Source organism: Vibrio sinensis (assembly GCF_003605645.1).
Classification (GTDB): domain Bacteria; phylum Pseudomonadota; class Gammaproteobacteria; order Enterobacterales; family Vibrionaceae; genus Vibrio; species Vibrio sinensis.
Genome location: NZ_QVMU01000153.1, coordinates 1 through 481 on the forward strand (window position 1 = coordinate 1; position 481 = coordinate 481).

Genomic DNA, 481 nt, shown 5'->3' on the forward strand with positions numbered 1-481 from the left:
TTGAAGCGTTTACCAATGAYTATGAGTTGTTTAGCAACAATCACTATATCACCGTGGTCGCGTCCGACGGGGTTAATGAAACCCCAATCAAMGTGTTATTGATTGAGCGTGATGTTAACGAAGCACCTGTGTTTGAGTTGCCTGATGGCGAAGAAGAGTACTGTTTCCACTATGACGAAAACTCCGCTGAAGAGTATGTCATTGGTACGGTGAGTGCGTTAGACCCTGAGGGGGGCAATGTCACTTACAGTATCGACTWKGCGCCAAACGATCCGCTCAATGGTCTGTTTGAGGTGAACAATAAYGGTCAAATYAGTTTAACCGATGCTGGCGTTGAAGCGTTTACCAATGATTATGAGTTGTTTAGCAACAATCACTATATCACCGTGGTCGCGTCCGACGGGGTTAATGAAACCCCAATCAACGTGTTATTGATTGAGCGTGATGTTAACGAAGCACCTGTGTTTGAGTTGCCTGATGG

1 protein-coding gene is annotated in these 481 nt (G+C 45.5%); it reads left to right on the forward strand.

Annotated features, from left to right (window positions below):
* Positions 1–481 (forward strand): cadherin repeat domain-containing protein (locus tag DZ860_RS24575; protein ID WP_165862960.1); only part of this gene is annotated, 481 nt, incomplete at both ends.